Source organism: Micromonospora sp. NBC_00389, assembly GCF_036059255.1.
Taxonomy (GTDB): domain Bacteria; phylum Actinomycetota; class Actinomycetes; order Mycobacteriales; family Micromonosporaceae; genus Micromonospora.
In genome coordinates this window covers 15,055-38,197 of sequence record NZ_CP107947.1, presented here as the reverse complement: position 1 = coordinate 38,197, position 23,143 = coordinate 15,055, and the positions used below count along the sequence as shown (strand labels likewise).

Annotated in this window: 23 protein-coding genes; 19 read left to right on the top strand and 4 right to left on the bottom strand. The window is 72.8% G+C overall.

The features are described from left to right. Window positions 1-12: 12 nt before the first annotated feature. The 13 genes from kynU (at window position 13) to OG470_RS00130 (ending at window position 12,192) form a co-directional block, all read left to right on the top strand. Window positions 13-1,323, top strand: a complete 1,311-nt coding sequence (gene kynU / locus OG470_RS00190) for a kynureninase (protein WP_328419537.1) — start codon at window positions 13-15, stop codon at window positions 1,321-1,323. Then, window positions 1,320-2,657, top strand: a complete 1,338-nt coding sequence (locus tag OG470_RS00185; protein WP_328419535.1) for an FAD-dependent oxidoreductase — start codon at window positions 1,320-1,322, stop codon at window positions 2,655-2,657. The genes kynU and OG470_RS00185 overlap by 4 nt, the downstream gene beginning before the upstream one ends. A gap of 23 nt (window positions 2,658-2,680) precedes the next feature. Continuing rightward, window positions 2,681-4,162 (top strand): 2-hydroxymuconic semialdehyde dehydrogenase, encoded by a 1,482-nt coding sequence (locus tag OG470_RS00180; RefSeq protein ID WP_328426031.1) that lies wholly within the window; start codon window positions 2,681-2,683, stop codon window positions 4,160-4,162. A 22-nt stretch (window positions 4,163-4,184) separates the two neighbouring features. Then, the gene (locus OG470_RS00175) at window positions 4,185-4,982 is read left to right on the top strand and encodes a 2-keto-4-pentenoate hydratase (protein WP_328419533.1); all 798 of its coding nucleotides are present in this window, start codon (window positions 4,185-4,187) and stop codon (window positions 4,980-4,982) included. Between the two features lie 76 nt (window positions 4,983-5,058). Next, entirely contained in the window at window positions 5,059-5,988 is a 930-nt protein-coding gene (locus OG470_RS00170) for an acetaldehyde dehydrogenase (acetylating) (RefSeq protein WP_328419531.1), read from the top strand. Then, window positions 5,985-7,058 (top strand): 4-hydroxy-2-oxovalerate aldolase, encoded by a 1,074-nt coding sequence (dmpG, locus tag OG470_RS00165; protein ID WP_328419529.1) that lies wholly within the window; start codon window positions 5,985-5,987, stop codon window positions 7,056-7,058. The genes OG470_RS00170 and dmpG overlap by 4 nt, the downstream gene beginning before the upstream one ends. Window positions 7,059-7,172: 114 nt before the next feature. Further along, a complete protein-coding gene (locus OG470_RS00160) occupies window positions 7,173-7,946 on the top strand; it encodes a 2-keto-4-pentenoate hydratase (protein WP_328419527.1) in 774 nt (257 codons plus the stop codon). Next, window positions 7,943-8,371, top strand: a complete 429-nt coding sequence (locus OG470_RS00155) for a RidA family protein (protein ID WP_328419525.1) — start codon at window positions 7,943-7,945, stop codon at window positions 8,369-8,371. Before OG470_RS00160 ends, OG470_RS00155 begins: the two co-directional genes overlap by 4 nt. After that, a complete protein-coding gene (locus tag OG470_RS00150; RefSeq protein WP_328419522.1) occupies window positions 8,368-8,892 on the top strand; it encodes a 3-hydroxyanthranilate 3,4-dioxygenase in 525 nt (174 codons plus the stop codon). The genes OG470_RS00155 and OG470_RS00150 overlap by 4 nt, the downstream gene beginning before the upstream one ends. Next, window positions 8,892-9,893, top strand: coding sequence for an amidohydrolase family protein (locus OG470_RS00145; RefSeq protein WP_328419520.1), 1,002 nt, complete (start codon window positions 8,892-8,894; stop codon window positions 9,891-9,893). The genes OG470_RS00150 and OG470_RS00145 overlap by 1 nt, the downstream gene beginning before the upstream one ends. 72 nt (window positions 9,894-9,965) lie before the next feature. Next, complete coding sequence (locus OG470_RS00140; RefSeq protein WP_328419518.1) at window positions 9,966-11,429, top strand: amidase; 1,464 nt, start codon at window positions 9,966-9,968, stop codon at window positions 11,427-11,429. A 48-nt stretch (window positions 11,430-11,477) separates the two neighbouring features. Then, window positions 11,478-11,798 (top strand): aa3-type cytochrome oxidase subunit CtaJ, encoded by a 321-nt coding sequence (ctaJ, locus tag OG470_RS00135; RefSeq protein ID WP_442931025.1) that lies wholly within the window; start codon window positions 11,478-11,480, stop codon window positions 11,796-11,798. Then, entirely contained in the window at window positions 11,785-12,192 is a 408-nt protein-coding gene (locus OG470_RS00130) for a DUF5130 family protein (RefSeq protein WP_328419516.1), read from the top strand. Before ctaJ ends, OG470_RS00130 begins: the two co-directional genes overlap by 14 nt. A gap of 66 nt (window positions 12,193-12,258) precedes the next feature. Here OG470_RS00130 and OG470_RS00125 read toward each other — a convergent pair whose 3' ends face one another. Together OG470_RS00125 and pepN are read right to left on the bottom strand one after the other, a co-directional pair. Continuing rightward, window positions 12,259-12,825 carry a Uma2 family endonuclease gene (locus OG470_RS00125; protein ID WP_328419514.1) on the bottom strand — a complete coding sequence of 189 codons (567 nt, stop codon included), beginning with the start codon at window positions 12,823-12,825 and terminating at the stop codon, window positions 12,259-12,261. 80 nt (window positions 12,826-12,905) lie between these two features. Next, complete coding sequence (pepN, locus tag OG470_RS00120; RefSeq protein ID WP_328419512.1) at window positions 12,906-15,455, bottom strand: aminopeptidase N; 2,550 nt, start codon at window positions 15,453-15,455, stop codon at window positions 12,906-12,908. 221 nt (window positions 15,456-15,676) lie between these two features. On the opposite strand from pepN, the gene OG470_RS00115 reads away from it, so the two are divergent. The 4 genes from OG470_RS00115 (at window position 15,677) to OG470_RS00100 (ending at window position 19,031) form a co-directional block, all read left to right on the top strand. Continuing rightward, the gene (locus tag OG470_RS00115) at window positions 15,677-16,303 is read left to right on the top strand and encodes a mycothiol-dependent nitroreductase Rv2466c family protein (RefSeq protein WP_328419510.1); all 627 of its coding nucleotides are present in this window, start codon (window positions 15,677-15,679) and stop codon (window positions 16,301-16,303) included. A 191-nt stretch (window positions 16,304-16,494) separates the two neighbouring features. Then, window positions 16,495-17,184, top strand: coding sequence for a hypothetical protein (locus OG470_RS00110; protein WP_328419508.1), 690 nt, complete (start codon window positions 16,495-16,497; stop codon window positions 17,182-17,184). Window positions 17,185-17,275: 91 nt separating this feature from the next. After that, window positions 17,276-18,475, top strand: coding sequence for a DUF1015 family protein (locus OG470_RS00105; protein ID WP_328419506.1), 1,200 nt, complete (start codon window positions 17,276-17,278; stop codon window positions 18,473-18,475). 88 nt (window positions 18,476-18,563) lie between these two features. Further along, window positions 18,564-19,031: a ribose-5-phosphate isomerase gene (locus OG470_RS00100; protein WP_328419504.1), complete on the top strand. Its 468-nt coding sequence runs from the start codon at window positions 18,564-18,566 to the stop codon at window positions 19,029-19,031. A gap of 16 nt (window positions 19,032-19,047) precedes the next feature. On the opposite strand, the gene OG470_RS00095 is transcribed toward OG470_RS00100, so the two are convergent. After that, complete coding sequence (locus tag OG470_RS00095) at window positions 19,048-19,389, bottom strand: hypothetical protein (protein ID WP_328419502.1); 342 nt, start codon at window positions 19,387-19,389, stop codon at window positions 19,048-19,050. Between the two features lie 135 nt (window positions 19,390-19,524). Here OG470_RS00095 and OG470_RS00090 point away from each other — a divergent pair, with 135 nt between their 5' ends. Continuing rightward, window positions 19,525-20,070 (top strand): hypothetical protein, encoded by a 546-nt coding sequence (locus OG470_RS00090; RefSeq protein ID WP_328419500.1) that lies wholly within the window; start codon window positions 19,525-19,527, stop codon window positions 20,068-20,070. A gap of 232 nt (window positions 20,071-20,302) precedes the next feature. On the opposite strand, the gene OG470_RS00085 is transcribed toward OG470_RS00090, so the two are convergent. After that, window positions 20,303-22,453, bottom strand: coding sequence for a M14 family zinc carboxypeptidase (locus tag OG470_RS00085; protein ID WP_328419498.1), 2,151 nt, complete (start codon window positions 22,451-22,453; stop codon window positions 20,303-20,305). 180 nt (window positions 22,454-22,633) lie between these two features. On the opposite strand from OG470_RS00085, the gene OG470_RS00080 reads away from it, so the two are divergent. Continuing rightward, window positions 22,634-23,002 carry a hypothetical protein gene (locus tag OG470_RS00080; protein ID WP_328419496.1) on the top strand — a complete coding sequence of 123 codons (369 nt, stop codon included), beginning with the start codon at window positions 22,634-22,636 and terminating at the stop codon, window positions 23,000-23,002. The last annotated feature ends 141 nt before the right edge of the window (window positions 23,003-23,143 follow it).

Genomic DNA, 23,143 nt, shown 5'->3' with positions numbered 1-23,143 from the left:
CGAGACACCCCTGTGCACACCCCTGAAACCGAGCCTCTGGGCCTCGCCGCTGGCGAAGCGCAGGCCCGCCGCCTCGACGAGGCCGATCCGGGCCACCGGCACCTGTTCCACGTCCCGCCAGCGGACGGCGGCAGCCACCCCGAGTCGGCGTACCTCGCCGGCAACTCGCTCGGCCTGCAACCCCGGGCCACCCGCGACGAACTCCTCGCGGACCTGGACTCCTGGCAGCGGCTCGGCGTCGAGGGGCACCTGGAGGCGGAGCGCGCCTGGCTGCCGTACCACGAGTTGTTGACGGCGCCGGCCGCCCGACTGGTCGGCGCCCGGCCCGCGGAGACCGTCGTGATGAACTCCCTCACGGTCAACCTGCACCTGCTGATGGTCAGCTTCTACCGCCCGGCCGGCGCCCGCACCCGCATCGTCATCGAGGATTCCGCGTTCCCCTCGGACAGCTACGCGGTGCGCAGCCAGGCCCGGTTCCACGGCCTGGACCCGGACGACACCGTGGTCCGGTTGCGTCCGCGTCCCGGCGAGGATGCCCTGCGCACCGAGGACGTGACCGGCTACCTGGCCGCCGAGGGCGACCGGGTGGCGTTGGTGCTGCTCGGCGGGGTCAACTACCTCACCGGCGAGCTGCTCGACATCCCGGCGATCACCGCCGCCGGCCGCGCGGCCGGTGCCGTGGTCGGCTGGGACCTGGCGCACGCGGTCGGCAACGTGCCGCTGGCCCTGCACGACTGGGACGTCGACTTCGCCGCCTGGTGCTCCTACAAGTACCTGAACTCCGGGCCGGGCGCGCTGGCCGGCGTCTTCGTGCACGAGCGGCACCTCGGCGACCCCGACCTGCCCCGCTTCGAGGGCTGGTGGAGCACCGCGGCGGCCACCCGGTTCGAGATGACGCCGGTGTCCCGGCCACCGGCCACAGTGGAGGCCTGGCAGATCTCCAACCCGCCGATCTTCGCGATGGGCCCGGTGCGTACCTCGCTGGAGCTGTTCGACGCGGTCGGCATGCCGGCGCTGCGCGCGCGCAGCCTGCGGCTCACCGGCTGGCTGGAGCGGCTGCTCGACGAGGTCACCGCCGATCGCCCGCTGCGCGTGGTCACCCCGCGCGACCCGGCCCGGCGGGGCTGTCAGCTCTCGGTGCGGATCGGCGCCGGCAACGCCGCCGAGCTGACCAAGCGGCTGCGGCACGAACACGGCGTGATCGCCGACGCCCGCGAACCGGACGTCGTCCGGTTCGCCCCGGTGCCGCTCTACTCCACGTACCACGACTGTTGGCGAGCCGCCGCCGCGCTCGCCGCGACGGTAGGGCAGGTGTCCCGATGACCGCCCGGCGCGACGAGATCGCGATCATCGGTGCCGGGTTGGCCGGCTGCCTGGCCGCCTGCTTCCTGGCCAGGCGCGGTTACCCGGTGGCCCTCTACGAGCGCCGGCCCGACCCGCGCGCCGGCACGGCCGAGCGGGGCCGCTCGATCAACCTGGCGCTCTCCGAGCGCGGCCTGGACGCCCTGCGCCGGATCGGCCTGGCCGAGCAGGTGATGGCCGACGCGCTGCCGATGCGCGGCCGGATGATCCACCCGGTCGACGGGGAGCCGCAGTTCCAGTCGTACAGCGCGGCCGGCGACCGGGCGATCAACTCGATCAGCCGGGGCGCACTGAACAACGCCCTCCTGGACGCGGCAGCCGCGCTGCCCGGGGTACGGATCGTCTTCGACCACCGGCTGGTCGGGCTCGACCCGACCGACGGCGGCCTGAGCTTCGACACCCCGCAGGGTCCGGTCAGTGCCAAGGCGTCGGTGGTGCTGGGCGCCGACGGCGCCGGTTCCGCCGTGCGTGGCCAGTTGCTGGCACACGGGCTGCTGCGCGAGAGCGTGGACTTCCTCGACTACGGCTACAAGGAGCTGACGATCCCGCCGCTGGGCGGGGACTTCGCGCTGGACCCGGACGCGCTGCACATCTGGCCGCGCGGCACCTCGATGATGATCGCGCTGCCGAACCCGGACCGCTCCTTCACCTGCACTCTGTTCTGGCCCAACCAGGGTGCCGGGAGCTTCGCCTCGCTGGACAGCCCGGCGGCCATCGAGCGGCACTTCGTCCAGCACTACCCGGACGTGGTCCCGCTGGCGGCGAACCTGGTGGACGACTACCAGCACAACCCGGTGGGCGTGCTCGGCACGGTCCGCTGCACCCCCTGGCAGGTCAACGGGACGGTCGGCCTGCTCGGCGACGCGGCGCACGCCATCGTGCCCTTCTACGGCCAGGGCGCCAACTGTGCCTTCGAGGACGTGGTGGAGCTGGACCGCTGTCTGGACGAGTGCGCCGACGACTGGTTGGCGGCGTTGCCGCTGTTCCAGCGGCGGCGGCAGGAGAACGCCGAGGCCATCGCGAGGATGGCGCTGACCAACTTCGTGGAGATGCGGGACAAGGTCGCCTCCCCGGTCTTCCAGCTCGGCCGCCGGGTGGAGCACGCACTGGAACGGGCCCTGCCCGGCCGGTACGTTTCCCAGTACGAGTTGGTGTCCTTCTCCACCACACCGTACGCCGAGGTTCGCCGCCGGGTCCGCCGACAGCACCGGGTGCTCGGCGCGTTCGCCGGCGGCGCCGCGCTGCTGCTGGTCGGCGCGATCGGCGCCGCGCTCAGCCGAGGGAGGCGCGCATGACCGGCAACTGGGACCCGCGGCTGATGGCCGGCCATGCGCCGGCCGGGCCGGGGCGGTTGCGCAACTTCATCGCCGGCGAGTTCGTCGACGGCGGGCCCACCTTCACCAAGGCCAGCCCGGTGACCGGCGAGCCGGTCTTCGAGGTGGTCGAGGCCTCGAAGTCCACGGTGGACGACGCGGTGGCCGCCGCCCGGGCAGCGCTGCGCGGGCCGTGGGGCCGGATGGGCGAACGGGAGCGCGCCGAGGTGCTGCGCCGGGTCGCCGACGAGTTGGAACGCCGCTTCGACGACCTGGTCACCGCCGAGGTCGCCGACACCGGCAAGTCCATCGCCCAGGCCCGCACATTGGACATCCCCCGCGGCGCGGCGAACTTCCGGGCGTTTGCGGAGATCGTGGCCACCGCGCCCACCGAGTCGTTCACCACGGTCACCCCGACCGGCGGCCGGGCGCTCAACTATGCGGTCCGCAAGCCGGTCGGCGTGGTCGCGGTCATCGTGCCGTGGAACCTGCCGCTGCTGCTGCTCACCTGGAAGGTGGCCCCGGCGTTGGCGTGCGGCAACGCCGTGGTGGTCAAGCCCAGCGAGGAGACGCCCGCCTCGGCGACACTGCTCGCCGAGGTGATGGCCGCCGCCGGCGTACCGGCCGGGGTGTTCAACCTGGTGCACGGGTTCGGGCCCGACTCGGCCGGTGAGTTCCTCACCCGCCACCCCGGGGTGGACGCGATCACCTTCACCGGCGAGTCGGCCACCGGCGGCGCGATCATGCGGGCCGCCGCAGGCGGGGTGAAGGCGGTGAGCTTCGAGCTGGGCGGCAAGAACGCCGGCCTGGTCTTCGCCGACGCCGACCTGGACGCCGCGGTGGCCGGCTCGGTGCGCTCCAGCTTCACCAACGGCGGGCAGGTGTGCCTCTGCACCGAACGCCTCTACGTGCAGCGCCCGGTCTTCGAGGAGTTCACCGCCCGGCTGGCGAAGCGGGCCGGCGAGCTGGCGTACGGCTGGCCGGCCGACGAGGCCACGGCGACCATGCCGCTGATCTCCCACCAACACCGGGCGAAGGTGCTCGGCGCCTACGAGCTGGCCCGCGCCGAGGGCGCCGAGGTGCTCACCGGCGGCGGCACGCCCACTTTCGGTGACGCCCGCGACGGCGGGTCGTACGTGCAGCCGACGGTGCTCACCGGGCTCGGCCCGGACACCCGCACCAACCGCGAGGAGATCTTCGGCCCGGTGGTGCACGTCGCCCCGTTCGACACCGAGGACGAGGCGTACGCCCTGGCGAACGGCACCGAGTACGGCCTGGCGGCGACGGTGTGGACCCGGGACGTGGGCCGCGCGCACCGGGCCGGAGTACGGCTGGACGCCGGCATCGTCTGGGTCAACACCTGGTTCCTGCGTGACCTGCGCACCCCGTTCGGCGGGGTGAAGGCGTCCGGCATCGGCCGCGAGGGTGGCGTGCACTCACTGAACTTCTACTCCGAACTCACCAACGTGTGCGTGGACCTGTCGTGAGCCGCCGCAGCGAGGAGCGGGCATGAAAGCTGACATCGAGGCCGCTAACCGGGAGTTGGCCGAGGCCCGCAGCACCGGCAAGCCGTGCCCGCCACTGCGCGGCCGGCTGCTGCCGGAGGGGGACGTCGAGTCCGCGTACCGCGTGCAGCAGCACCAGGCGCGGGCCTGGCAGGGCCGCGGCGAGCGCCGGGTCGGTGCAAAGATCGGGCTGACCTCGCGGGCGGTGCAGGAGACCTTCGGGGTGTTCCAGCCGGACTTCGGCATGTTGACCGACGCGATGGCGGTCGGCGACGGGGTCGAGGTGCCCATCGACCGGCTGCTCCAGCCGCGGGTCGAGGCGGAGATCGCGTTCGTGCTCGCCAAGGCCCTGCCGGACCCGCAGCTCACCACGGTCGACCTGATCCGCGCTGTGGATCATGTGCTGCCCGCCATCGAGATCGTCGACTCGCGGATCGCGGCGTGGGACATCTCCATCGTGGACACCGTCGCCGACAACGCCTCCAGCGGGCTCTTCGTGCTCGGCACGTCGCCACGCCGGCTCGCCGACGTCGACCTGCGGCTGTGCGGGATGGTGCTGGAACACGCCGGGGAACCGGTGTCGGTGGGCGCGGGCGCAGCCTGTCTGGGCAACCCGCTGCACGCCCTGCAGTGGCTGGCCGAAACGCTGGCCCGCGCCGGTGACCCGCTGCGCGCCGGGGACGTGGTGCTCTCCGGGGCGCTCGGCCCGATGGTGCCGGTCACCCCGGGCGCCGCCTACGAGGCGCGGATCTCCGGCCTCGGCTCGGTGCGGACCTGCTTCTCCACGGAGGGATCCTCATGAGCGAGCGTCAGCGAGCGAATCATCGGCGCAGGGTCGTGGTGCCTCATGGCGGCACGGAGCGAAGCGGAGTGCCGGCATGAGCGTCGGGGTGGCGGTGCTCGGTTCCGGCAACATCGGCACCGACCTGATGATCAAGGTGTTGCGGCTCAGTAGCGAGCTGCGGATGGTGGCGATGGCCGGCATCGACCCGGCCTCCGACGGCCTGGCCCGGGCCCGCCGGCTCGGCGTGGCCACCACCGCCGACGGCGTGGACGGGCTGGTCGCGATGCCCGAGTTCGCCGACGTCGAGTTGGTCTTCGACGCCACCTCGGCGGGTGCGCACCGGCGCCACGACGAGGTGCTGCGCGCGCACGGCCGCACCGTCGTCGACCTGACCCCGGCCGCGCTCGGCCCGTACGTGGTGCCGCCGGTCAACCTGGACGAGCACCTGCACGAGCCGAACGTGAACATGGTGACCTGTGGTGGGCAGGCGACCGTGCCGATCGTCGCCGCGGTGCGCCGGGTCACCCCGGTGGCGTACGGGGAGGTCGTCGCGTCGATCGCGTCCCGCTCGGCCGGTCCGGGCACTCGGGCCAACATCGACGAGTTCACCGAGACCACGGCCCGGGCCATCGAGGTGGTGGGCGGCGCCGAACGGGGCAAGGCGATCATCGTGCTGAACCCGGCGGACCCACCGCTGCTGATGCGCGACACCGTCTACTGCCTCTGCCCGGACGCCGACGCCGACACCGCCGCCATCGCCGCCTCGGTCGCGGACATGGTGGCGACGGTGCAGGAGTACGTCCCCGGCTACCGGCTCAAGCAGGACGTGCAGTTCGACCGGGTCGAGGCGTACCTGCCGACGCTCGGGCGGCAGCTCACGGCGTTGCAGGTGTCGGTCTTCCTGGAGGTCTCCGGTGCCGGGCACTACCTGCCGGCGTACGCCGGGAACCTGGACATCATGACCTCCGCCGCGCTGCGCACCGCGGAGCGGCTGGTCGCTCTGCGCGAGGTGATCGCCCGATGACGGATCTGTACATCCAGGACGTGACGTTGCGCGACGGCATGCACGCCATCGCTCACCGGTACACGGTCGAGCAGGTGCGCACCATCGCCGCCGCGCTGGACGCCGCCGGGGTGGCCGCTATCGAGGTGGCGCACGGCGACGGGCTGGCCGGTTCCAGCGTCAACTACGGCCACGGCGCGGCCAGCGACGCCGAGTGGATCTCCGCAGCCGCCGAGGTGCTGACCTCGGCGAAGCTGACCACCCTGCTGCTGCCGGGCATCGGCACCATCGCCGACCTGAGGGCGGCGAAGGCGCTCGGGGTGACCAGCGTCCGGATCGCCACCCACTGCACGGAGGCGGACATCTCCGCCCAGCACATCTCCTGGGCCCGGGAGAACGGCATGGACGTGGCCGGCTTCCTGATGATGTCGCACATGAACGACCCGGCCGGGCTCGCCGGGCAGGCCAAGCTGATGGAGTCGTACGGGGCGCACTGCGTCTACGTCACCGACTCCGGCGGCCGGCTGCTGATGTCGGACGTGGCGCAGCGGGTCGACGCGTACCGGCAGGTGCTGGCGCCGGAGACGCAGATCGGCATCCACGCCCACCACAACCTGTCGCTCGGCGTGGCCAACAGCGTGCTGGCCGTCGAGCACGGCCGGGTCACCGGGTCAGCCCCGGTCGGCCCGGACGCCCCGCACGGCCGGACCGTGCGGGTGGACGCCTCGCTGGCCGGGATGGGCGCCGGGGCCGGCAACGCGCCACTGGAGGTCTTCGTCGCGGTCGCCGAGCTGCACGGCTGGCGGCACGGCTGCGACGTGTTCGCGCTGATGGACGCCGCCGACGACCTGGTCCGCCCGTTGCAGGACCGGCCGGTCCAGGTGGATCGGGAGACGCTCTCCCTGGGGTACGCGGGGGTCTACTCGAGTTTCCTGCGGCATGCCGAGCGGGCCTCGGCGAAGTACGGCGTCGACGTCCGGTCGATCCTGGTCGAGCTGGGCCGGCGCCGGATGGTCGGCGGCCAGGAGGACATGATCGTGGACGTGGCGCTGGACCTGGCGGGTCAGCGCGAGCAGAAGGTGGCACCGTGAGCGTGAGGAGTGAGCCGGGTTTGCGAGCCCCGCAGTCGCGAATGAAGGTGGCACCGTGAGCGTGAGGAGTGAGCCGGGTTTGCGAGCCCCGCAGTCGCGAATGAAGGTGGCACTGTGATCGGGGTGGACACCGCGGGCGTTGCGGCGAAGCTGGGCGTGGCGGCGGACACCGCCACCGCCATCGGACAGCTCGCCGCCGAGGTGGGGCTGGACGTGCCGACCGCGTACGGGGTGCAGGCGGCGTTGGTGCAGCGCCGGCTGGACCGTGGCGAGCGGCTGGTCGGGGTGAAGATGGGCCTGACCAGCAAGGCGAAGATGGCCCAGGTCGGCGTGGACGAGGTGATCTGGGGGCGGCTCACCGACGCGATGCGGGTGCCCGACGGCGGCGCCGTCGACCCGTCCGCGTACATCCACCCCCGGGTCGAGCCGGAGGTGGCGTTCCTGCTGGACCGGCTGCCCGAACCGGGCGAGCCGATCGGCGACTTCGCCACGGCGGTCCGCGCGGTCGCCCCGGCCATCGAGCTGATCGACTCCCGGTACGCCGACTTCCGCTTCTCGTTGCCGGACGTGATCGCCGACAACACCTCGGCAGCCGCGTTCGTGGTGGGGCCGTGGTCGCCGGTCCCGGCCGGCCTGGACAACCTCGGCGTGCTGCTGGAGGTGGACGGGCGGGTGGTTCAGGTCGGTTCGACGGCGGCGATCCTCGGCGACCCGCGCCGGGCGCTGGACGAGGGCATCCGGCTGGCCGGCCGGCACGGGGTGCGGCTGCAGTCCGGGTGGGTGTTTCTCGCTGGTGCCGCCACGGCCGCCGTTCCACTGCGTCCGGGGGCTCATATCCGTGCCGTGGTGGAGAAGCTGGGCACGGCGTCGCTGAAGGCGTCGGCATGAGCGGCGGTGCGAGCGTGGTGGCGGGGAAGGCCGTCCCGCGGGGGGCGTTTCCGCACGTCAAGGTCGCGGGCGGGTTCGTCTTCGTCTCGGGTACGTCGTCGCGGCGGCCGGACAACAGCTTCGCGGGTGTGTCGGTCGACGAACTCGGCACGACCGACCTGGACGTCCGGGTGCAGACGCGGGCGGTCATCGAGAACATCCGGGACCTGCTGCGCTCGGTCGGCGCCGACCTGACCGACCTCGTCCAGGTGACGTCGTACCTGGTCAACATGAATGACTTCGGTGGTTACAACGAGGTGTGGGCGGAGTTCTTCGACGCGTCCGGGCCGACCCGTACGACGGTGGCGGTGCACCAGCTGCCGCACCCGCACCTGCTCATCGAGATCCAGGCCGTTGCCCTTCTTCCCTCGGGAGGTCAGTCGTGAGTGAGATTGCCGAGCCGTTCAGTTTTCCGGGATGGATCGCGGAGAACCAGCACCTGCTGAAGCCCCCGGTTGGCAACAAGGAGATGTTCCCCGGCGGGGACGACTTCATCGTGATGGTGGTGGGCGGGCCCAACCAGCGCACCGACTTCCACGTGGACCCGTACGAGGAGTTCTTCTACCAGGTCAAGGGCAACATGCACATCAACCTGATCACCCGGGAGGGGCCGCGTACGGTGCACGTGCGCGAGGGTCAGATGTGGATGCTGCCGCGCAACACCCCGCACTCGCCGCAGCGGCCTGAGGTCGGCTCGATCGGTGTCGTGGTCGAGCGGGTCCGCGAGGAGGGCACCCTGGAGACGTTCCAGTGGTACTGCCCGGAGTGTGGGCACGGGGTGCACGAGGTGGAGTTGCAGGTCCGGGACATCGCCGCCGACCTGCCGCCGGTGTTCCAGGCGTTCTACGCCGATGAGGCAGCGCGTACCTGCGCCAACTGCGGGACCCTGCACCCGGGCAAGGGCTGATGCCTCCAGGTGTCGTCGACGTGCACACGCACGTCGTACCGAAGGGATGGCCGGACCTCGGCGCCGCGTGCGGCGGGTCCGGCTGGCCCTGGCTGCGGGTCGACTCCGAGCGGGCCGCGATGATCATGGTGGGGGAGACCGAGTTCCGCCCGGTCGGCGCCGAGTGCTGGGACGCCCCGACGCGACTGGCCGACATGGACGCCGACGGCGTGGCCGTGCAGGTGGTCTCGCCCACCCCAGTCTTCTTCAGCTACGACCGCCCCGCCGACCAGGCGGTGCGGGTCGCCCGGATCTTCAACGACCTGACCCTGGAGGTCACCGCCGCCGGCGGCGACCGGCTGGTGCCGTTCTGTCAGGTGCCCTTGCAGGACCCGGACGCCGCCTGCGCCGAGTTGGACCGCTGCCTGGCCGCCGGACACGTCGGCGTGGAGATCGGCAACCACGTCGGCGACCGGGACCTCGACGACGCCAGCGTGGTCACCTTCCTCCAGCACTGCGCCGAGGTGGGTGCGCCGGTCTTCGTTCACCCGTGGGACATGCCGGGCGGCCCGCGGCTGGACCGGTGGATGGCCCGCTGGCTCACCGGGATGCCCGCCGAGACGCACCTGTCGGTGCTGGCGATGATCCTGGGCGGCGTCTTCGACCGGGTGCCGGAGACGCTGCGGATCTGCTTCGCGCACGGGGGCGGCAGCTTCCCGTTCTGGCTCGGCCGCGCGGACAACGCCTGGCGCCGCCGTGGTGACCTGGTACGGGGCGCGTCCGCCGGCCCGCCCAGCAGCTACCTCGACCGGTTCCACGTCGACTCGGTGGTCTTCGCGCCGCCCGCGCTGCGACTGCTGGTCGACACCATGGGGGAGGACCGGGTGCTGGTCGGCAGCGACTACCCGTACCCCCTGGGTGAGCGGCCGGCCGGCGCGGTGGTCCACGCGGCGGACTTCCTCACCCCCGACCAGCGCGACAAACTCCTCTCCGCGAACGCTCGGCGGTTCCTCTACGGCTGACCGCTCCGGTCCGTCTCCGATCGTCGGCGCGTGACGGGTGCACCGAGGGCCGGCGGCCGGCAGGATGACGGGATGACCGAAATGCACGACCTGACCGCGTTGGAGCAGGCCGCCGCGATAGCCCGCGGCGAACTGTCCAGCGCGGACCTGGTCGAGCATTACCTGCATCGGGTGGCGGCGATCGGCGACACCGTGGGCGCGTTCGTCACGGTCACTCCGGAGTTGGCCCGGGAGGCCGCGGGCGCCGCCGACGCCGCGCCCGCCGAGGGGCGTGGCCCGCTGCACGGCGTACCGACCGCGATCAAGGACCTCACCCTCACCGCCGGGGTACGCACCACCTTCGGCTCGGCCGCCTTCCTCGACTTCGTCCCGCCGGTCGACGCCGACGTGGTCCGGTTCATCAAGGCCGCCGGTCTGGTCAGCCTCGGCAAGACAACCACCTCCGAGCTGGGCTGCTCGCTCTACTCCGAGGGCCTGGTCGCGCCACCGGCCCGCAATCCGTGGCAGCTCGCGTACACCGCTGGCGGGTCCAGCGGCGGCGCGGCGGCCGCGGTGGCGGCCGGGCTGGTCCCGGTCGCCCAGGGCTCCGACGGCGGCGGCTCGCTGCGCATTCCGGCGTCGCTCTGCGGCCTGGTCGGCTACAAGCCCAGCCGCGGCCTGGTCTCCGGCGGGCCACTCGGCTCCGGTGCGTTCGGCCTGCCCACCAGTGGGCCGCTCGGGCGGACCGTCACCGACGTCGCCGCGCTGCTCGACGTCATGGCCGTGCCGGTGCCCGGCGAGCCCTACCTGCCGCCGCCCACACCGTCCGGCGGTTACCTGGCCGTCGCCCGCCAGGCCGCGCCCAACCGGCTGCGGATCGGGCGGTTCACCACCCCGATGCTCGCCGACGAGCCGGTGCACCCCGACTGCGTGGCCGCCGTGGACCGGGCCGCCGCGCTGCTCACCGCCGCCGGCCACGAGGTGGTCGAGGTGCCGCCGCCGCTCGGGCCGGAGGCGTGGCCGCTGTTCGAAGTCATCTGGTACGTGCTGGCGCTCGCCCCGGTGCCGCCACAGCGCGAGGCGGAGCTGCTGCCGCTGACCCGGCTGCTGCGGGCCCGGGGCGCCGAGGTGTCCGCCGGCGCCCTGGCCGCCACCCTCGGCGAGTTGCAGGCGCAGGTCCGCCTCGGCGCCCGCCGCACCGCCGGCTGCGATCTGCTCCTCTGTCCCACCCTGGCCGCCCCGCAGGCACCCGTCGGCTGGTTCACCGCCGACGGTGACCCGGCGGCCGATTTCGACCGGCAACGCCGCTTCTCGCCCTACTGCGCCATCTTCAACGTCACCGGCGAACCCTCGGTCTCCCTGCCGCTGGGCGTCACCGCCGACGGCCTGCCCGTCGGGGTGCTGCTCACCGGCCGGTACGGCGACGACGCGCGGCTCATCGCGACCGCTGCGCAACTGGAGAACTCCAGTGACGGATGGGATCGGCACCCCGCAATCTGGCGGGCCGTCGACTCCGCTAACGTGAATGGCGACGGTGTCCGGCGGTCGGCGTCATGATCGTCCATCCGGCCCGGTTGTCCGAGGTCCTTCTTCCGCCTGGGGGCGTTGGGATTGTCTGTTACCGAGACGTTGCTGGTCTTCGTCGGCATCCCGGCGGCCGCGATACTGGTGATCGCCGGTCTGGCGTACGCCAGTAGCCGTGGCGGTGCCACCGGCGGTGGTGGCGGTGCCAAGCGCTACCGGCCGGGCCGGTCCTTCGACTTCACTCCGGTCTGGTTCCTGGGCCGCCCGGAGCAGCTGGCCGACTCGGCCGGCACCGCGCTGACCGCTGGCGCGCAGGCGCCGGCGCTGACCAGCCACAAGCTTGAGCAGGCCAGCGTCGAGGCGCCGGCCGGTGGAACCGGAGGCGCAAGTGACCGTTGGTGAGAAGCAGACCGGGACGGACACGCCGCCCGAGGTGCTGGACGGGCCGTTCTCGACCCGCCAGCTGCTGCGCATCGACGAGGCGTTGCGCCTGGCCGACCAGGGCACCGGCCTGGTCTTCTCGATCTTCGTCGGCGGCCTCGACGAGCCGATCCGGGAGCACGCCCAGCGGCTGCACCGCCAGCTCGCCGACCCCGACAGGTCGGTGCTGATCGCGGTGTCGCCCAACCAGCGCCAGCTGGAGATCGTCACCGGGCGGCACGCCCGCAAGCGCATCCCCGACACGTACGCCAAGCTGGCCGCGCTCTCCATGGTTGGCGCGTTCAGCGGAGGTGACCTGGCCGGCGGCATCATCAACGGCCTCGACCAGCTCGCCAGCCACGCCGGCAAGGGCTGAGCACCACTCATACGACGAACCCCGGTCCGCGTCTGCGGGCCGGGGTTCGGTCTGTCTGGGGCTGGTTCAGCGCGGCCAGGCGCTCGGGTCCAGCAACATCGGCCAGGGCTCGTCCACGTTCACCGGATCATCCGGCCCCACCGTGCCCAACAGCTCGTAGTGCTCACCCTTGCCGAGCTGGTACCGATACACCACCGGGCCGAAGTCGCCCCGCTCCACACGCCAGTAGGACCGGATGCTGGCCTCGGCGTACAGCGCGGGCTTGGTGAAGCGGTCATGCCGCCGGCTGTTTGGCGACTCCACCTCGACGACGAGCGCGATTTCCGTCGGCTCGGCCCACATGCGGCTCGGGGGAGCGCCGGGCTTCAGCACGGTGATGTCCGGAATCAGGTTGCCACCGGGTACTCGTATCCCGATCTCACGGATGACCCGCCAGCCCGGCGGAGTGGTCTGCCGCACCGCCATGCGGATGTCGTCCGCCAGCTCGTGGTGCCCGTATCCGGCAGGTGGGGTCGCGTGCAGGCTCCCGTCGATGATCTCGTAGCGGTTCCCGTCGGCGGGTAGGTCGAGCAGATCCTGCTCAAGCCAGCCCCGCTCCGGTGGGTGCCACTCGTACGTCGGCTGTGCCAGCACGTCCACCTCCTCCCGACACGATAAGGCCCGGGGCCGGCGGGGGCTGATGCCCACGCCGGCCCCGGGCCGGATACCGCTGATCAGGCGCTCTGGGCGTCCTTCGCGCGGGCCTTGAGCGCACGCACCACGCCGTCCTGGCCCTCGGCGACCAGCCGGCGCAGCGGGGCGGGATTGCCGTCACCGGCCAGCCACGTGTCGGTGGCCGCCACCGTGTCGTCCTCCACCAGGTAGGCCGGGTACGCCAGCTGGGCGAACTCCTGCGCCGGCTCGCTGTCCCGGGTGGCCCACACCTGGCCGACCGCCGCGAAGTACCGCTCCCGGTACGGGGCGATCAGGTCGACCTGCACCGGGTGGGCGAAGCCCTGCAGCAGCGCCCGGTGCCGCCAGTTGGGCAGCGCGTCCGGGCCGGTCAGCAGTGCCCAGACGGCGGCCTTGTTCTCCTCCGTCGGCACCAGTGCGTGTACGTACGCGGCCTCCCGCTCGCCGCTGGCGGTGCGGTCGCTGGCCAGCTCCGCCTCAATGTCGGCCGGGTTGGCCGCACCGTTGGCCACCAGCGCGCCGAGCACCGCCCAGCGCAGCTCGGTGTCCACGGTCAACCCGGCCGGCACACCGGAGCCGTCCAGCCACCCGCGCAGGGTGGCCAGGTCCTCGTCCGAGCGGGCCGCCGAGGTGTAGGCCCGGGCCCAGGCGAGCTGGAACCCGCTGCCCGGCTCGGCGGCGGCGAGTGTGTCGCGGGCCGTACGGGCCAGGTTGGCCCAGCCGGTCGGCGCCCACGCCGGGTCGGTGTAGAGGGTGAGCGCGGTGGTGGCCTGCCGCAGGGTGGCGGTGACCAGGTTGATGTCGGTCTCCGCGGGCAGGCCGGCGAGCGCCAGCGCCACGTAGTCGCGGGCCGCCAGCTCGGCGTCGCGGGTCATGTCCCACGCCGCGGTCCAGCAGAGCGCCCGGGCCAGCGACGACTCGAAGCCACCGATGTGCTGCACCACGGTGGCCATCGACCGGTCGTCGAGGCGCAGCTTGGTGTAGCTCAGGTCGTCGTCGTTGAGCAGCAGCACGTCGGCCGCCGGGACGCCGCGCAGCTCGGCGAGGTCGGTCCGCTCGCCGGCCACGTCCACCTCGTACCGCTCGCGGCGCACCAGCCGTCCGTCGGTCAGGTCGTACAGGCCCACGCCGATCCGGTGCGTCCGCAGCGTCGGGAACGCCGCGGGCGCCTCCTGCCGAACCACCACCTGCTGGTACGTGCCGTCCGCGCCGATGGTCACCTCCGGCCGCAGCGTGTTGACCTGCGCCGTCTCCAACCACTGCGAGGCGAACTTGCGCAGCTCCCGGCCGGAGGCCGCCTCCAGCTCGGTGAGCAGGTCGTCGAAGGTGGCGTTGCCCCAGGCGTGCTTGCCGAAGTACGCCCGCAGCCCGGCGACGAACGGCTCCTCGCCGACGTACGCGACGAGCTGCTTGAGCACGCTCGCGCCCTTGGCGTAGGTGATGCCGTCGAAGTTGACCTCGACGGCTTCCATGTCCGGCATGTCGGTGTAGACCGGGTGGGTGGAGGAGAGCTGGTCCTGCCGGTAGCCCCAGTTCTTCCGGATGGACAGGAACGTCGTCCAGGCCTCGGTGAACCGGGTGGCGTTGGTGTTGCACCAGTGGCTGGCCCACTCGGCGAACGACTCGTTCAGCCACAGGTCGTTCCACCAGCGCATGGTGACCAGGTCACCGAACCACATGTGGGCCATCTCGTGCAGGATCGTGTTGGCCCGCTGCTCGTACTCGAAGTCGGTGACCTGCGAGCGGTAGAGGTAGTGCGACTCGGCGTGCGTCACGCAGCCGAAGTTCTCCATCGCGCCGGCGTTGAAGTCGGGCACCCAGAGCTGGTCGTACTTCGGCAGCGGGTAGCGCACCCCGAACTTCTCGTGGAAGAAGTCGAAGCCCTGCTTGGTGATCAGGAACAGGTCGTCGGTGTCGAGGTACTGCGCCATCGACGCCCGGCAGAACGCGCCCAGGTCGATGCCGTCGTGGGTGTCGCGCACCTCGTGGTACGGCCCGGCGCAGAGCGCCGTGATGTAGGTGCTCATCCGGGGCGCCTCGGCGAAGTGGACGGTCTTCAGCCCCTCACCCGCCGACTCCTCGCGCTGCACCGGCATGTTGGACACCGCCCGCCAGTGCGCCGGCACGGTGGCGTGCCAGGTGTAGACGCTCTTCAGGTCGGGCTGGTCGAAGCAGGCGAACACCCGCTGCGCGTCGGACGTCTCGAACTGGCTGTAGAGGTAGGTCTCGCCGTCCACCGGGTCGACCGTGCGGTGCAGCCCCTGCCCGCTGTTGGAATAGCCGAAGTCGGCGTCGACCACGAGGACGTTCTCGCTGTCCAGCCCGGACAGGGTCAGGCCCTTCTCGGCCGACCAGTCCGACAGGTCGACGGGAGCGCCGTTCAGCGTGGCGGAGCGCACCGAGTCGGCGGCCACCTCGATGAACGTGCTCGCACCCGGCTCGGTGCAGCGGAACCGGACCTCGGTCGTCGACCGGAACGTGCGGCCGTCGGCCGCCAGCACGGCGGTCGACAGGTCCAGACTGATGTCGTACCCGGTCACGTCGAGCAGGCGTGCCCGCTCGGTCGCCTCGACCTGCGTCAGGTTGCGCACTCCCGGCACTGTTCGTCTCCATCCCACATCTCGCCGTACGCCCGGCGGCGCCCGTTTGCCGACCGCTCGTGGCGGCCGGTCCGGATCCGAGTCTTCCATGTACGGGCATTTGGCGGTGGCCGAGGTCACGCTCTGATTCGGGTGCCGCTCGACGCGACCCGGGGTGAAGATTCGGAGAGACGCCGGATTGCCGGCGCCACCCATCATGAAGGGACCTCACCGTGACCGATCGTGTCACCGCCGACATGTGGTTCGACCCGGCCTGCCCGTGGGCGTGGATCACGTCCCGTTGGCTGCTCGAGGTCGAGCAGGTCCGTGATGTGGACATCCGCTTCCACGTGATGAGCCTGGCCGTGCTCAACGACGGCCGGGACGACCTGCCCAAGGAATACAAGGATTTCCTGAGCACCGCCTGGGGCCCGGTGCGGGTCTGCATCGCCGCCGAGCAGCGGTACGGCACCGATGTCCTGCGCGCGCTCTACACGGCGCTCGGCACCCGGATCCACCTCGGCAAGGAGGAGCGCGGCCCGGAGCTCTACGTCGCCGCGTTGACGGACGCCGGCCTGGACCCGGCGCTGGCCGAGGCCGCCGACAGCACCGAGTACGACGAGGCGCTGCGGGCCAGCCACGAGGCCGGCATGCGCCCGGTCGGTCAGGACGTCGGCACCCCGGTCGTCCACGCGCCCGGCCCGGACGGCGGTCAGGTCGCGTTCTTCGGTCCGGTGATCACGCCAGCGCCGAAGGGCGAGGCGGCCGGCCGGCTCTGGGACGGCGTGCTGCTGGTCTCCGGCACCCCGGGCTTCTACGAGCTCAAGCGCACCCGCGAGCAGGGCCCGATCTTCGACTGATCCACGACACCACGCGCCCCCGTTCCGGTCACCGTCGGCTGCCCGGGCGGGGGCACGTCGCGTTCGGCGTCCGGGTGTGTCTCGGGTCGGTGGCGGTCGCTGCGTCACCGGTGGGCGGGCGGCATCGTTTCCCTCGGTGTCCGCCGCAGCGGCCCACCGGGCCGCACCCGCAGTTCGTGGAGGCAATCCCGATGGCCAAGCACCGTGCGTCCGGTGACGATCAGCTGACCCGGCAGGGGGTGATCGAGACTCCCGGCGCGGCCTACTGGTCGGTCGACGACTCCCGCTGGCCGTCGGTCCGCCCCGACCTGCCCGCCCACCTGGTGGATCTGCTCGCGCCTCCCATCGTGGTCGGCGTGGCGCGGGTCCCGGTCACGTCCCGCCTGACGCCGCCCGGGCCGCCGGCCACCGCCGGTCCGGCCACGCCGCTGACGTCGACCGGCGGCCCCGTGCCGGCCGAACTGCCGACGCCACCCGCCGGCCTCGCGCCGACCCACCGTCCGGCGCCGCCCCCGGGCAGCGCCCCGGCCGACCTTCCGGCGTCGCTCCCGGCGTCCGTGCCGGCCGTACCGTCTGCTCCGGCTCCGGCCGTACCGTCGGCGACCGCTCCGGCTCCGGCCGTGCCGTCGGCGGCCGCACCCGCCGAGCCCGCGCCGCCCCCGCCGGCGCCCGCCAACCCGCGGCCGGTGCCGACGCCGCCGCTGAGCCCACGGCCCGTCCCGGCGCCGCCGCCCGAGCCCCGTCCCGTGCCCGGGCCGCCCGCAGCGCCCCGCCGCAACGCCACCACCGGTCCTGCCGGGACCGGCCGGCGGGGCAACGGCGGACCCGCCGCAGCCGGTCGACACCGCCGGCACAACGGCACCTCGGGCCGCGCCGGCTGACCGCTCCGCCCAGGCTGCGGCACTTTCATCTGGTGGACGCCGTGCGGGTCCCCGTCCGGAGGCGACGCCGTCGCCGGTAGCGTCAGCGGGCATGACGGTCGTACACCCGATCGCCCGGGCCTGGATCACCACTGGCGGCACCGGCGCGCAGAACTACGACGAGTTCGCCGACGACGCGGAGATCACCGCGATCATCGAGGCGAACCCGCACAGTGCCCTCAGCATCGAGATGCCGCACCGGGCGCCGGAGAGCCAGGGGAAGTCCTTCCTCGACGCGCTGCCGGACGCGGTGGCCCGCTTCGCCGAGGCCAAGGCCGACGGCAGCTACACCCCCGCCGAGCAGGTGGTGGTGCTCTACCGGATCAGCGCACCAGGCGAGGATCCCGCGTACGGGCTGTTCGCGATGGTGGACACCGACCAGATCTCCACCCGGGCCGACGAGCCGGGCCTGGTCATCCGCAACGAGGACGTCTTCATCGCCAAGGTGCGTGAGCGGGTGGCGCTGGCCGACGCGCTGGGCCACCTGCTCTCGCCCGTACTCCTGCTGCAGACCGGGTGCGGCGACCAACTGCACGCCGCGCTCGCGGCGGCGACCGACGCGTCCGGCGCGCCTGCCGCCACGGACACCGACCAGGCGGGGCGCACGCACGCCATCTGGCTGCTCGGCCCCGGCCCGGAGCAGGACGCGCTCACCGCCCTCGCCGGCGGCGGGGAGCTGGTCGTCGCCGACGGCAACCACCGCAGCCTGGCCGCCCAGACCGGTGGGCTACCGCGCTTCCTGTCCGTGGTCACCACCCCCGCGTCGGTGGCCATCCAGCCGTACAACCGGCTGGTCAGCGAGTTGACCACCACGCCGGAGGAACTGCTGGACCGGCTGCGCGCGGCGGGCGCCGAGGTCGAGCCGATCGACGGCCGGGTCGAGGTTCCGGCGGCCGGCGGCACCGTCCACCTCCAGCTCCCCGGCCAGGGGTACGCGGTGCGCCTGCCCGCCACCGTCGGCGACCGCCTGGAGAACCTGGACCACGCCCTGGTCGAGCGGCTGCTGCTGCGCGACGCGCTGGGGCTGGACCCGGGCGACAAGCGGATCACCTATGTCGGCGGTGACTACCCGGCGAGCTGGCTCACCGGGGAGGTCGACGCCGGCCGGGCCGAGCTGGCCATTCTGATCGCGCCGGTGACCGTGGCGGACTTCGTCGCGGTGAATCTGGCGCGGGAGAAGATGCCGCGCAAGAGCACCTGGTTCACCCCGAAGGCGCGCGGCGGCCTGGTGGTCGCCGAGCTGCCCCGCTGAGTGACCGTCCGCACGACCGTGTGACGAACCCGGCCAGGGGACGCCGCCCCTGCGGCGTCCCCGACGGCGGCCTGACAGACTGCCCGGTATGCGCGTCTACCTGGGCTCCGATCACGCCGGCTTCGAGTTGAAGGTGCACCTGGCCAACTACCTGGCCAAGCAGGGGTACGACGTGGTCGACGTCGGCCCGCACGGCTACGACCCGGACGACGACTACCCCGCGTTCTGCCTGCACACCGGCGACCGGGTGGTGGCCGACGAGACCGGCCTCGGAGTGGTCATCGGTGGGTCCGGCAACGGTGAGCAGATCGCCGCGAACAAGGTCGCCGGGGTCCGCGCCGCACTGGCCTGGAGCGTCGAGACCGCCCAGTTGGCCCGCCAGCACAACGACGCGAACGTGGTCGCGGTCGGCGCCCGCCAGCACACCCTGGACGAGGCGACCGCCATCGTCGAGGCGTTCCTGAGCACCCCGTTCTCCGGCAACGAGCGGCACGCCCGCCGGATCGCCCAGGTGGCCGAGTACGAGCTGACCCGGCAGCTGCCCGACCTGCCCTGACCCGGCCAGCGGGCGCTCAGCGCGGCGGGCGGGGTAGCTCCTCGCGGGGCACCCAGTTGCGTCGGACGACCACCACCCGGGCCTCCGCCTCGGCCAGGTCGTCATCGGTGGGCCGGGCCGCGTCCCGGGCCCGCAGCGCGGCGCTCAGCCCCACCTGCGACGAGCCGGATCCGACCAGCCCGCGCAGCCCTCGCTCGCCGTCGCGTTCGTCGCCGGCCGGGCCCCGGCGGCGGGTCGGTGGCTCCGCGCCGTCGTGCACCCCAGCCGTGCTGACCGTCGGGCCGTCGGTGCCCCGTCCGGCCGGTTCAGAGTCGGGGTGGTGGCGCAGGCGCCGTCGTCGTCGGTCCGGATCACCCATCAGCCGACCGTACTCGCTTGGGGTGGGATTCGGCACGGTCGTGCCGGGCGTGCGCGGACGGGCTCGGCGACCGATTTGCCGGCTGGCTACCCTCGGAACCGGGCGGTGGTGTGCCGCCGGTCAGGGGGAGACGAGATGGCAGACCAGACGCAGCCGTGGGCGGAACGGACCGTGGAGGTGCCGCCGCAGGCCGGCGTCGGGGTGCCGACGCAGCGAGACGGGTTCCGCCGGGGCGTGGCCCCGGTCGGTCAGCCGCGCAGCCCGCGGACCGAGCCGTTCCCGGTGGTCGAGCAGGAGCCGACCGGCACCGGCTGGCCAGGCGAACCGGCGCCCCGCCGGCCGCTGAGCTGGCGCCTGGCGCAGTTGCGTCGCGGCGGCGAGTGGAGCGCGGCGGCGGGGCTCTTCGCGTTCGTGTGCTGGGGGATTTGGGCGCTCTCCGGTCAGGGCGACCTGAGCGGTCCGCTGCTGGTGCTGGTGCTGAGCCTGCTGGTGGCGGTCGGCCTGTTCGCGCTGTCCCGGCTGGTCGGCCGGATGGTGCTGGAGCGGCAGATGGGACGGGTCCGGCGCAGCGCGCGGGGCGCGCACCTGGCGACCGCGGTCTTCCTCGTCGGCCTCGGGGTGGCCTGGCTCCAGCAGACCGAGTGGGTCGTCTCGGCCTGGAACTGGATCTCCTCGAACTGACCCGGGGTACGCCCGGGCGGGCCGGCCAGCGCCGCCCGCCCGTGCGCCCGGTCGCAGCACGCCGCGACACCGGTCGTCTCCCCACCAGGCAGGGCCGCTGCTTACCCGGCCGGCCACGGTTCATCCGTGGCCGGCCGGTCCGACTGGTACCCCGTTCGGGCTGCTGCTGCTGCTGCGTACGGCCGGTCCGGCAGTGCCGCGTCCGAGGGCCGGACGCGGCACCGCCGGCAGATCAGCCCTCGGCAGCCTGGGCGGCGGCGTAGTCGCGGGCCACCCGGACCAGCTCCACCAGCCCGCCCGCGTACTCCTGGGACTCGCCGTGCGCCTCGTCGAACGGCGGCTGGAAGCCGACGCCCTCCCACTCGCCGGTGGCCGGGTTCCACCGGTCGTTGCCGACCTCGAAGTCCCAGGCGAAGATGCCCAGCTCGTAGTAGAGCTGGTCGGCGGAGTTCCCGGCGGCGGAGTAGAGCACGTCGGCGACCGGGCCGGTCTGCGACGGCCAGGTGACGGTGCCGCGCTCCTGGGCGATGGCGCCGACGATCCGCCGGGCGCTGTTCAGGAACAGCGTCGACTCGTCGATCGACGGCCGGGGCAGGGTGATCCGTCCGTCCGCCCGGTACGCCCCCGGCGGCCACATGAAGTACCCGCCGTACGAGTGCACGTTCATCGCGAACTTGATGTTCGGGTGGGCCTGGGCGAGCGCGACCACGTTGCGGCTCTCCGGTTCGGACAGCTCGGCGGTGCCCGCGTAGTTGCCGGAGAGGCAGTTGGCGCTGGCACCCACGTAGCCGTCGAAGTACGACCCGACGGTGTAGTTGCGGTTGATGTCGACGCCCCACGAGTTGCGGTTCTTCGGGTCGCGGGCCGCCCCGGCGCAGTGGTTGACCAGGTTCTTGCGCTGGAAGTTGAAGTCGTTGAACGAGTAGTTCGCGCCGTCCGGGTTGACCGTCGGGATGACGAAGACGTCGACCTGCTCCAGCAGCTCACGGGTGGCCGGGTCGGTGCGGGCGTTGGCCAGCATCCGTTCGGCAAACTCCAGCGTCACCAGCGGCGTGGCCCACTCCCGGGCGTGTTCCTGGGAGTACGCCAGCACCCCGACCCGGGAACCGTCCCGGTGCACGCCGAGGCGCAGCGCCTGCACCGTCCACGGCCGCGCCGGCACCTCGGTGCCCTGGAGGCCGTCGTCGAGCCGGGCGAGGCCGGCGACCGGCATCGGCAGCCCGGCCGAGCCGTCCTCGACGGAGGCCCGGAAACGGTTCGGTTGGCGGGCGTTGATCGCCGCCGCGACCTCGTCGGTGGTGCTCACCGTCTTGCCGGCGGTGTCGGTGGCCAGCGAGACCGTGAGAACCCGGTCGCGGTAGCCGACGGTCAGCGGGCGGTTGCGCCGGCCCGGGTCGACCGTCCGCACCTGCACGCCGTTCATGCTCTGGTCGCCGAAGCGGACCGACTCGACCACCACGGCGGCCACCGCCGGGTCGCCCAGGTACGCGACGGCGTTGCGCCCGTACCCCTGGGTCCGGTTCGGCAGGTCGATCACGTCCACCAGGTCCCGGTACTGGCGGGCTAACCGCTTGATCCGCGCCTGGATGTCCACCGGCGTCAGGTACGCGTCGATGAAGTCCTTCTGGTAGCCGGCCGGCAGCGGCGGCGGGGTGGCGTTCGGCCAGAGCGCCGGGGTGACCACCCGGCTGACCCCGCCGAGGCTGGAGGTGGCGCTGAGCTGGACCGGCCGGTTCGGCACCGGTTGGGGGAGCGCGTAGTGGTACTGGTACTCGCCGGAGTCCTCGAACCGGAACAGCGGGAACGTTCCGGTGGCGCCATCGGCCGTCCGCCAGCTGACGGTGATCTCCACGTCCGGGTCGTCGGTGGCGGTGGTGGCCACCTGGGCCTGCAGGAACGTCTGCCCACCCGTGGTCCACCAGTACGCCTGCTGCACCTGGAGGGTGTCGACAGCCGTCGCGGCGGCGGTGGTCCGCTGGCCGGGTGCCGCAGCGCTCAGCCCTGCGGCGGTGCGGGCCTGTGCCGCGCGGACGCTGTCGGCGTGGTGCCGGCTGCCGTCCCCGGCGCGCTGCACGATCTGCACGGCCGTCGCGCCCTGCGCGGTCAGGTCGGCGAGTTGGGCGCCGTTGAGCACCAGGTCGGCGAGGATCCGCCCGTCCCGGGCCCGAGGCCGGTTGGCCAGGTCGGCACCGGCGGCGACCAGCCGGTCGAGCTGCGCCTGATCGCGCAGTTGCACCCGGACCAGGGCGGTCTCGGTGCTGGTCAGGGTGACCGGTGCGGGTGAGGCGGCGGGTGCCGCGGTGCCCGGACCGGGGTGGGACAGTACCGCGCTGATCAGGATCGCTGTGGTGGCGGCAGCTGTCCACCGTCGTCGGACGATCATGTGCCCTCCTGACGGACGTCGATGTCACTGGTCCTTACACCAGTGCATAGATCGACACCTGTCAAGACACCTCAGTCGGGTGGCCGAGATCGGGCGGACGCGAGTGCTCTCGGAGCGGGCCGGGCTGTGCCGCCCTGTCCAGGCCGACCCGATCGCTGCGAGTGGTGAACAATTCGCCGCATGACCCTGTCGGCGGCACGTCCGGACGTTGCTGGTCCACCCCGGACCGACCCGAGGGCTTCGCTCCTGGTGATGCTCGGCTGGTACGGCGCACTCGTCGTGTCGTTCGGCGTGTATCTGAGCCTGCTGTCCGGGGACGTCCCGGCGGACTGTCACGAGGGCTGCGACTCCGACCGGTCGGGGATGCTGATGTTCGGGCTCTACACGGCCACGCCAGCGCTGTTCCTCGCCCTGCTGATCAGTCTGGTGGCGCTCTGGCTCCTGGTCACCCGTAGCCGGAGGCGCTCCGCGTTGCTGACAGGCAGCCTGTCCGCCGTCCCCGCACTGGTCGTGGCCGGCATCCTCGCGGCGATCGTCCTGCCGTCATGACTGACCGCACCGGCAGCGGCGCACGCAGGACCGAAGCGGGGAGCAGCCGACCGGCCCAGGTACCGGCCACTGGTACGTGGATGGCACGGTGACCGGAGAATCATGAGATCAAACTGCCCATGCCGCCGACCTGGGCGCATG